Consider the following 8,278-nt stretch of genomic DNA (forward strand, 5'->3'; position numbering starts at 1 on the left):
GTTTCTCCTTTAAATTTGATTTGTTTGATCGCACAGTCGATACGCATTTTAAATTTACGCTCGCACTTTGTGTTCTTGCCTCGCTAAATTTACAGCCAGCTTGGCTTTACGTCTTCAACTATCACGCCGTCAGTCATGGTGTATTGCTCTAGACTACCGCGTTTTGTCTGGATGCAGATCATTTTGATACCGTTTTTGCCAGCTTTAAAGCACCTTTTGCCATCTGGATCTATGCGCACTGCGTCGCCTTTGCCTACTTTTATCACTTCGCCATCGATGAAGAGCTCGCCATCGCCATCAGTGATGATGTAAAGCTCCTCGTTTTGCTTGTGCGCATGGACAAATGGCACGCTCACATTTGCCGCAAATTCGTTTATAGATACCTCACAGCCAGTTAAATTTAAAGCCTCTTTTAGCTCGACTCTTGGCTCGTTTGCGATCTTTGTGACTTGATAATTTTTCATTTTGTTCTCCTTGTTTTTTGTGTTGTAATCTTTTTATTTACAACCGATGAGCGAAGTATAGTGATTTTTTGTTGTAATGTCAAGAGTTACAACAAAAATTTTTCAAAATTTATAAATTTGAGCTAAAATTCGCAGAATTTTTAGGAGTAAATTTGCAAAACAACGCCTTTAAAACGCTAAAGAGCATAGCGACCGAGCATAACAAAAAGCTCATTTTAACCTTTGCTTTTGTACTAGCAGAGAACGGACTTTTTCTAGCATACCCGATATTTGCGGGCTTTGCGATCAACGCAATCATGCAAGGAAATACGTTAAATGCCCTCATTTACGCACTTTTTGTGCTCATAGCGTGGCTTGTAGGAGCCGTTAGACGCCGCGTGGATACGCAAGTTTTTGCAAATATCTACGCAAAGCTTGCTGTAAATGTCATCATGAATGAAAAACAAAATGCCAAAGACGACTCCGCCATCATCGCTAGAGTAGCGCTCTCGCGAGAGTTTGTAAATTTCTTTGAGACGCATTTTCCTATGTTTTTTACATCGGTTATTTCGATCATCGGCTCAGCGTTTATGCTCATCTTTGTTGAGCCAAAGGTCGCTGTGGCGTGCTTTGCCGTGATGACCTTTTTTCTTATATTTTTACCAAGATATATCAAGAAAAATGACGACCTTTATCTTCGCTTAAATGACCGCCTAGAAAAAGAGGCAAAGGTGATAGGTGCTTTTAACAAAAGCACGTTAAATAGGCACTACGACGTCGTTTCTAAATTTCGTATAGCGATCTCAAATAGGGAAGCGATGAGCTACTTTATCATCGGCGTTAGTGCGGCGCTGCTATTTTTGGTGGCGATAATGGTGCTAAGCTCACAGCAGACAAACGCCGGCCACATCTACTCTGTGATGACCTATATATGGAATTTCGTCATCAGCCTTGACGACTCGCCAAAGCTCATCGAGGAATTTTCAAATTTAAAAGATATAGGTAAGAGGATCGACGCCCAAAAGAAGGACAATGATGCACAATAAGAGCGTTCTTAGAAATTCATTTTTTCTAATTTTCACGTTTATGATAGTTGAGGCCGTTTTTGGCTTCGTTTCAAACTCGCTTGCACTTATTAGCGACGCATTTCACATGCTCTCAGACGCTGCGGCTCTCTTTTTGTCGCTGGTCGCTTTTAAGATCGCAGAAAAAAGGGCAAATTTACAAAAGACCTTTGGCTACAAAAGGGTCGAGATCATCGCTGCTTTCATAAATGCCATCGCTCTTATCGCGCTTGCCGTTTTTGTCATAGTCGAAGCGATCATCAGACTTTTTAACGAGCCAGAGATAGAGGCTAATACGATGCTTTTTGTTAGTATTTTGGGGCTTGTGATAAATTTAGTCGTGGCTATTTATATGCATAAAAGTGCTGACACAAAAGAAAATTTAAATATGAAAGGGGCTTATCTGCACGTGCTTGGCGACACGCTTGGCTCGGTTGGTGCCATCGTTGCAGCGCTTCTTGTGATGAAATTTGACTTCACGCAGGCCGATAGCATCGCAAGTATCTTTGTCTCGCTACTCATCATAAAAAGTGGCACTAGCTTGCTAAAAGATAGCTTTAATATCCTAATCGAAGCTGTGCCGCTTAAGCTTGATACGGATGAAATTTTAGGCGTTATAAAGGGCGTAGATGGCGTTAAAATCGTACATGACCTGCATATCTGGGCGATAAATGCCGGCACAAATGCGCTCATAGCCCACGTGGTGGTGGATGATGCGTTAAGCGTGGCTGAAATTTCAAAGATGATAAAGCGCATCGAGCACGAGCTTTCTCACATTGGCATCGGTCACGTCACGCTTCAGTTTGAGAGTGAGAGCCTTGGACACAAAGATGATCTCATCTGCGAGCTAAAAAGCGCGCATAAAGACGAGCACTTTGGGCATCATCACTAAAATTTGACGCAAAAGGCTTAAATTTAATGTTTCGCGTAAGAAATGAATATCTAGTAGTCGTGGCTATGGGGTTGCTTTGTGTTTTTATTGATATAACCCATCTTATCGCAGTAAATTTCGTAGTTGCTTTGATCTGCGCTCTATTTTGTATGAAAAAGGATTATATATTTATTTTGTTGCCGGCGTTAAATTTTGCTCTGTATTTTAATGTCATTGATGCTCCATTCGAACAACCAGAGCTTTGGACTTATCACGTGCCAGCGCTGGCAACTGCGACATACGGGCTTAGTGCTTTAGTTTATGCTTCAGCTTTTCTTGCTTTTTTGCCGCTTCTTGCTTATCTTTATTTTTTATATTCACTTTGCGTTGTGCTCTGCGCTTTGCGTAAAAGTTTAAGAGCTAAATTTGAGCTTTAAATTTAAGCCTTGCTAGCCTAGCAAACTCATTTTTACTCAACTTTAACGATTTTTTTTATAAAATCGCCTAAAATTTAACTAGGGATTTCATGAAAAACATTAGAAACTTTAGCATCATCGCTCACATCGACCACGGCAAAAGCACGCTTGCTGATCGCCTCATTCAGGAGTGTGGCGCCGTAAGCGACCGTGAGATGAGCTCGCAAATCATGGACACGATGGACATCGAAAAAGAGCGTGGCATCACGATCAAAGCCCAGTCTGTCCGCCTAAACTACGCACTAAATGGGCAAAATTTTGTTCTAAATTTGATAGACACCCCAGGACACGTTGATTTTAGCTATGAGGTGAGCCGCTCTTTGGCTAGCTGCGAGGGTGCGCTGCTAGTCGTGGATGCTAGCCAGGGCGTGGAGGCGCAAACCATCGCAAACGTCTATATCGCGCTTGAAAACAACCTAGAGATCATCCCAGTCATCAACAAGATCGACCTACCAGCAGCTGACCCTGCTAGGGTAAAAGACGAGATCGAGCATATCATCGGACTTGACTGCTCAGGAGCGATCGAAGTGAGCGCAAAAACAGGCGTTGGTATAAAAGAGCTACTAGAAGCGATCATCACGAGGATCCCTGCGCCAAATGGCGACGTAAGCAAGCCTACAAAGGCGCTAATCTACGATAGCTGGTTTGACAACTACCTTGGCGCGCTTGCTCTTGTGCGTGTTTATGATGGTGAAATTTCAAAAAATGATGAAATTTTGGTCATGGGCACGGGCAAAAAGCATATCGTGCTAGACCTCATGTATCCAAATCCTATCGCTCCTATCAAGACCAAAACGCTTAGCGCTGGCGAGGTTGGCATCGTTGTTTTGGGGCTTAAAAACGTTAGCGACGTGCAAGTTGGAGATACGATAACGCAGTCAAAAAATCCTCTAAAAGAGCCAGTTGGCGGCTTTGAGAGGGCTAAGCCGTTTGTTTTTGCGGGACTTTATCCAATAGAAACTGATAAATTTGAAGATCTGCGTGACGCGCTGGATAAGCTAAAGCTAAATGACAGCTCCATTAGCTACGAGCCAGAGACCTCGGTGGCACTTGGATTTGGCTTTAGGGTTGGCTTTTTAGGTCTTCTTCATATGGAGGTCGTCAAAGAGAGACTGGAGCGCGAGTTTGATCTTGATCTCATCGCTACAGCGCCGACCGTGACTTACGAAGTGCTGCAAACCGACGGGGTAAATTTAAAAATTCAAAACCCAAGCCAGCTACCGCCTGTAAATAAAATAGACTCGATCCTTGAGCCATACGTGAAGGCTACTATCATCACGCCAAGCGAGTTTTTGGGCAACATTATCACACTCTTAAACAACCGTCGCGGCATACAAACAAAGATGGACTACATCACGACTGACCGCGTTTTACTCGAGTATGACATACCGATGAATGAGATCGTGATGGACTTTTATGACAAGCTAAAGTCAAGCACCAAAGGCTACGCGAGCTTTGACTATGAGCCAAGCGACTACCGCGTGGGCGATCTAGTAAAGCTTGATGTCAAAGTGGCTGGCGAGACGGTCGATGCGCTCTCTATCATCGTGCCTGAGAGCAAGGCTCAGACAAAGGGTAGAGACTTTGTAAAGGCGATGAAAGAGATCGTGCCTCGTCAGCTCTTTGAAGTGGCGATACAAGCGAGCATCGGCAATAAAATAATCGCCCGAGAAACCGTAAAATCAATGGGCAAAAACGTCACAGCCAAGTGCTACGGCGGCGACATCACTCGTAAGAGGAAATTGCTAGAAAAGCAAAAAGAGGGTAAGAAGCGGATGAAGGCGATAGGTAAGGTGAATTTGCCGCAGGAGGCGTTTTTATCCGTCCTAAAAATAGACTAATGCGTTGTCTCGCTTTGTCATACTTTGTTGTGTCTAAAATTTACTCGGTCATTACCTGCCATGGTAACTCCCGTCGTAAATTTTATCCACGTCTTGTCTGACTTTGCGATACGTCCGCAGCAGGGATCTTATTTTGGCAAATAGGTCTTTGATTAAAATTTAAATGCTAAATTTACAAAAAGGAGTGCTATGCCATTTGTGAAAATTTGCGTGACAAAAGAGAATGATAGCCCAAGTGTGGAGCAAAAAGAGAAGATGATAAGCGGAGTTACAAAGCTAATAAGCGAAATTTTAGGTAGAAGCGCTCAAAATACCGTTGTCATTATCGATGAGATCGATACGAACAACTACGGCATCGCAGGCGAGAGCGTGAAAAATCTCCGCAAAAAACAAAAAGAGCAAAAGGAAGTGAAATGCTAAGAGCGACATTATTAGCAGTTTTTGCAGCCGTCTTTTTAACTGGCTGCGTGGCAAAAGCCAGCCTTTGTCTATCGTGCGAGGGCATAGACGGCGTGCAAAGTGCAAGCATAAGTAGCGAAGATAAGACCTATTTTGAAGAGGTTATGAGGATCCCAGCTGACTGCAGCGCTTGCAGGGGCAGGGGCGATGGCGTCTTTATAAATGGCGTCAAGTATAGAAGCGACGTGGCGATAAACTGCTGCTTAGAAAAAAATATGATCGACATAAATGTTGGGCTAAAGAAGGTATATTTTCATAGGATCGTGGATGCTAGAAGCAGCGCAAGGTCGATTTACTATACAAGAGAAGATGGTAGTGGCGTAGTCTTTAACTCAAATCCACGTCTTGAAGTGCTCTTTTATATGTTTTTAAAACGTGAGCTAAATTCGCGTGGCATCGTTGTCGTGGATACGCAAACATCGCCTTATACATATAGGCTTGATTTTAGATTTGACGAGCTTAGAGGCACTTACTCTAGAAGCTCTGAAATCTTAAACGGACATCTATACGGCGAGCTTGTGCTTTCAGATATAAATTTCAAAAAACGAATTCCTATCTCGACTAGACACCACGTGGAGGAGCTTGAGGCGTCAAAAAGCGGCCAGTTTGACTTCTTTATCGCGCTTTTAGTCAAGCAAGCCGCCATAAAAGTGGCCGATGAGATCACTAAACTTTGAAAGGAAAAATATGAGTAAATTTAAATTTCTAGCTATCTTTGGACTTTTTGTCCTATTTTTGAGCGGTTGTGCGCCTACTCAGACGGTGCTTGCGTTTGATCCTTATAAGGCTATTGTTTCAAATCAACAAAACAGTGGTTTTGAGGTCTATATAAGTGCAGTGCATGATAGTCGCAAAAACAAAAGCACTATTGCAACTATAACAGATGGCAAGGGCACTGTGGATGAATACGTCGTGCTTCAAAACGATCTCGCGACCTATTTTGGCGATTCTCTTAAAAAAGAGCTCATAGCTCATGGTGCAAATGTAAATGGCATGGGTGGCGTCGTGGTTGAAGTTTTCATAAACGAATTTGAAGCAAATATGAGCGGATATAACAGCGACAACACAAAAGGCAAGATAAAGATCACTCTTAAAATCCAAAAAGGCGATCAAAGCATCATCAAAAATATCTCAAACAACCAAACCAAATTTGAGCTAGTTCGCACTGGCGGAGCATTTAAGCCATTCTTAACAGACATCATTAATGACGCTGTTAAACGCTCTGCGATCGCTATCTTAAATAGCTAATGTTTTGCGCGTTTTGCAAGAGCTTTACGCTAAAGACATTTTGTAAAACCTGCTCGCAAATTTTAAGCGAGCCAAGCCCTGTGGCAAGAGAGCTGGAGGGCTTTAAAATTTATAGCTTCTATGGCTACTCTGAGATCAAAGAGCTCATCCATTCAAAGCACAAAATGCACGGACTTTTTATCTATAAAAATTTAGCCAAATTTGCATTTAAGAAATTTGCTAAAAGCTTTAGCTTCCCAGAGCAAATTTACGCCCTGCCGATAGATGATAGAGTGCATCATGGCTACTCGCACACGGCTATTTTGGCAAATGAGCTTCGTGCTAAAAACCTTAAACCAGTTTTTCACGCCCTGCATGCGACAAGCAATGTTAGTTACAGTGGCAAGGAGCTTAAATTTAGACAAAACAATCCAAGAAATTTTAAAATTTTAAAAAAGATCACTGCGCCAGTTATTTTGGTAGATGATATCGTAACCACTGGCACAACGATACTAGAAGCTAGAGATACACTTCAAAAAACAGGCGTTGATGTGCTTTTTGCACTTGTTTTAGCAGATGCTAGAAACTAAGCTTTATATGAAATTTAGCTTGAAATTTTATGCTTTAATAGTATTAATTGGCTATTAACTAAAACTATTTTTTACCGATATAGTTTTAGTTAATTTAAACAAGGAGTTTTACCAAATGAAGAAAGTGGCAAATAAAATAGCACTCATTATCGTAGTGCTCTTAGTTGTCTCTTTGGCTGTATTTTCTACTGTAAGTTATACAAACACCAAAGAGAATATTTATGATCTAGCAAAGGGGTCTAAGACTTCAGCTTCAAAAGTTTTGCAGTTTTATATGAATGCATTTTTTGAAGATAAGCTTGCGACGGTTGAAAATTTCGCCAAATATCTTGAGTCGCATCCAGAAATTTTAGATGATAGAGAGGCTTTAAAAAAAGAGCTTATGACAGGATCGCGAGCGACTGAATTTTCTGAATTTTACTTTGCTTATGCAGAAGATGGTGCTGCTTATAACGCTGTGCTTGATGGCGATGAGCGTAAATTTATGGTTTTTGATCAGAAAAAAAACTATGATGCAAGAACTAGAAACTGGTATAAAGACGCTGTTGCAAAAGATGGTATCATCTTCTCAGCTCCATACACTAGCTCGGCTGGTGGCTTAAATTTAACTATCGCTAAAAAGGTAGTAGTTGGCGGTAAGGTTGTTGGTGTCTTTGGTGGAGATATAGGTATAGATAAACTTGATGCTGAGCTTGATAAGATCAAACCAACCCCAAGTAGCGCGATAGCACTATTTGATCTAGAGCATAGAAAGATCGTTCATTTTAGGATTAAAGAACTTGTGCTCTCAGACTCTAGTGAAGCTATGAAGATCATTGATGACTACTCAAACGAGTATAAGAAAAACGGAGATAAAACATTTACTTATAATCTCAGGGGCACAGAGAGACTTCTAGCTTGCGAATCTTATGACAAAGCTAACTGGCTTGTTTGCTCTGCAAACTCTATAAGTGATTATGATAATAGCCTAAATAGCACTCTTGTTTCACAGTTTGTATCTTCTATTATCTTTATAATAGTTGTTATAGCGCTTTTGATCTTTGTTGTTGGTAGATATTTAAAACCTCTTTCAAATATATCAGAGTCTTTAACATCATTCTTTAAATTCCTAAACTACGAGATCAAAGAACCAGTTATCACAGAAGTAAAAACTAAAGATGAATTCGGTGTTATGGCACAGCTCATCAACGAAAACATCAAAAAGATACAAGACACTGCTAATCAAGATGCTACTGCTGTTAATCAATCAGTATCAACAGCTAAAGAGATAGAAAAAGGAAATTTAAAAGCTAGGATCACAGAAAACC

At 41.2% G+C, this 8,278-nt stretch carries 10 protein-coding genes; 9 read left to right on the plus strand and 1 reads right to left on the minus strand.

Features of this window, described 5'->3' with window-relative positions:
* Nucleotides 1-89: 89 nt before the first annotated feature.
* Nucleotides 90-464 carry a cupin domain-containing protein gene (locus CVS91_RS09295; protein WP_107831734.1) on the minus strand — a complete coding sequence of 125 codons (375 nt, stop codon included), beginning with the start codon at nt 462-464 and terminating at the stop codon, nt 90-92.
* 152 nt (nt 465-616) lie between these two features.
* Here CVS91_RS09295 and CVS91_RS09300 point away from each other — a divergent pair, with 152 nt between their 5' ends.
* The 9 genes from CVS91_RS09300 to CVS91_RS09340 all read left to right on the plus strand — a co-directional run.
* Complete coding sequence (locus CVS91_RS09300) at nt 617-1,489, plus strand: ABC transporter six-transmembrane domain-containing protein (RefSeq protein ID WP_107831736.1); 873 nt, start codon at nt 617-619, stop codon at nt 1,487-1,489.
* A complete protein-coding gene (locus CVS91_RS09305) occupies nt 1,479-2,399 on the plus strand; it encodes a cation diffusion facilitator family transporter (RefSeq protein WP_107831738.1) in 921 nt (306 codons plus the stop codon). The genes CVS91_RS09300 and CVS91_RS09305 overlap by 11 nt, the downstream gene beginning before the upstream one ends.
* A 26-nt stretch (nt 2,400-2,425) precedes the next feature.
* The gene (locus CVS91_RS09310; protein WP_107831740.1) at nt 2,426-2,815 is read left to right on the plus strand and encodes a transporter; all 390 of its coding nucleotides are present in this window, start codon (nt 2,426-2,428) and stop codon (nt 2,813-2,815) included.
* An 89-nt stretch (nt 2,816-2,904) separates the two neighbouring features.
* Complete coding sequence (gene lepA, locus CVS91_RS09315; RefSeq protein ID WP_107831742.1) at nt 2,905-4,695, plus strand: translation elongation factor 4; 1,791 nt, start codon at nt 2,905-2,907, stop codon at nt 4,693-4,695.
* A 189-nt stretch (nt 4,696-4,884) separates the two neighbouring features.
* Nucleotides 4,885-5,115, plus strand: coding sequence for a 2-hydroxymuconate tautomerase family protein (locus CVS91_RS09320; RefSeq protein WP_103566346.1), 231 nt, complete (start codon nt 4,885-4,887; stop codon nt 5,113-5,115).
* Nucleotides 5,109-5,831 carry a hypothetical protein gene (locus CVS91_RS09325; RefSeq protein WP_103580764.1) on the plus strand — a complete coding sequence of 241 codons (723 nt, stop codon included), beginning with the start codon at nt 5,109-5,111 and terminating at the stop codon, nt 5,829-5,831. Before CVS91_RS09320 ends, CVS91_RS09325 begins: the two co-directional genes overlap by 7 nt.
* Before the next feature lie 10 nt (nt 5,832-5,841).
* A complete protein-coding gene (locus CVS91_RS09330) occupies nt 5,842-6,402 on the plus strand; it encodes a YajG family lipoprotein (RefSeq protein WP_004317503.1) in 561 nt (186 codons plus the stop codon).
* The gene (locus tag CVS91_RS09335; RefSeq protein ID WP_107831744.1) at nt 6,402-6,971 is read left to right on the plus strand and encodes a ComF family protein; all 570 of its coding nucleotides are present in this window, start codon (nt 6,402-6,404) and stop codon (nt 6,969-6,971) included. Before CVS91_RS09330 ends, CVS91_RS09335 begins: the two co-directional genes overlap by 1 nt.
* Nucleotides 6,972-7,086: 115 nt before the next feature.
* Nucleotides 7,087-8,278, plus strand: a 1,192-nt coding sequence (locus CVS91_RS09340; RefSeq protein WP_265094397.1) for a cache domain-containing protein, incomplete at its 3' end; no start/stop codon positions are given.

This window comes from Campylobacter concisus (genome assembly GCF_003048985.1).
Classification (GTDB): domain Bacteria; phylum Campylobacterota; class Campylobacteria; order Campylobacterales; family Campylobacteraceae; genus Campylobacter_A; species Campylobacter_A concisus_AY.

Excerpts from the sequence above, each read along its gene's own strand:
- CVS91_RS09335 (WP_107831744.1), top strand. The coding sequence starts at position 6,402 with ATGTTTTGCGCGTTTTGCAAGAGCTTTACGCTAAAGACATTTTGTAAA.
- lepA (WP_107831742.1), top strand. The coding sequence starts at position 2,905 with ATGAAAAACATTAGAAACTTTAGCATCATCGCTCACATCGACCACGGC.
- CVS91_RS09320 (WP_103566346.1), top strand. The coding sequence starts at position 4,885 with ATGCCATTTGTGAAAATTTGCGTGACAAAAGAGAATGATAGCCCAAGT.
- CVS91_RS09305 (WP_107831738.1), top strand. The coding sequence starts at position 1,479 with ATGCACAATAAGAGCGTTCTTAGAAATTCATTTTTTCTAATTTTCACG.
- CVS91_RS09330 (WP_004317503.1), top strand. The coding sequence starts at position 5,842 with ATGAGTAAATTTAAATTTCTAGCTATCTTTGGACTTTTTGTCCTATTT.
- CVS91_RS09310 (WP_107831740.1), top strand. The coding sequence starts at position 2,426 with ATGTTTCGCGTAAGAAATGAATATCTAGTAGTCGTGGCTATGGGGTTG.
- CVS91_RS09295 (WP_107831734.1), bottom strand. The coding sequence starts at position 464 with ATGAAAAATTATCAAGTCACAAAGATCGCAAACGAGCCAAGAGTCGAG.
- CVS91_RS09325 (WP_103580764.1), top strand. The coding sequence starts at position 5,109 with ATGCTAAGAGCGACATTATTAGCAGTTTTTGCAGCCGTCTTTTTAACT.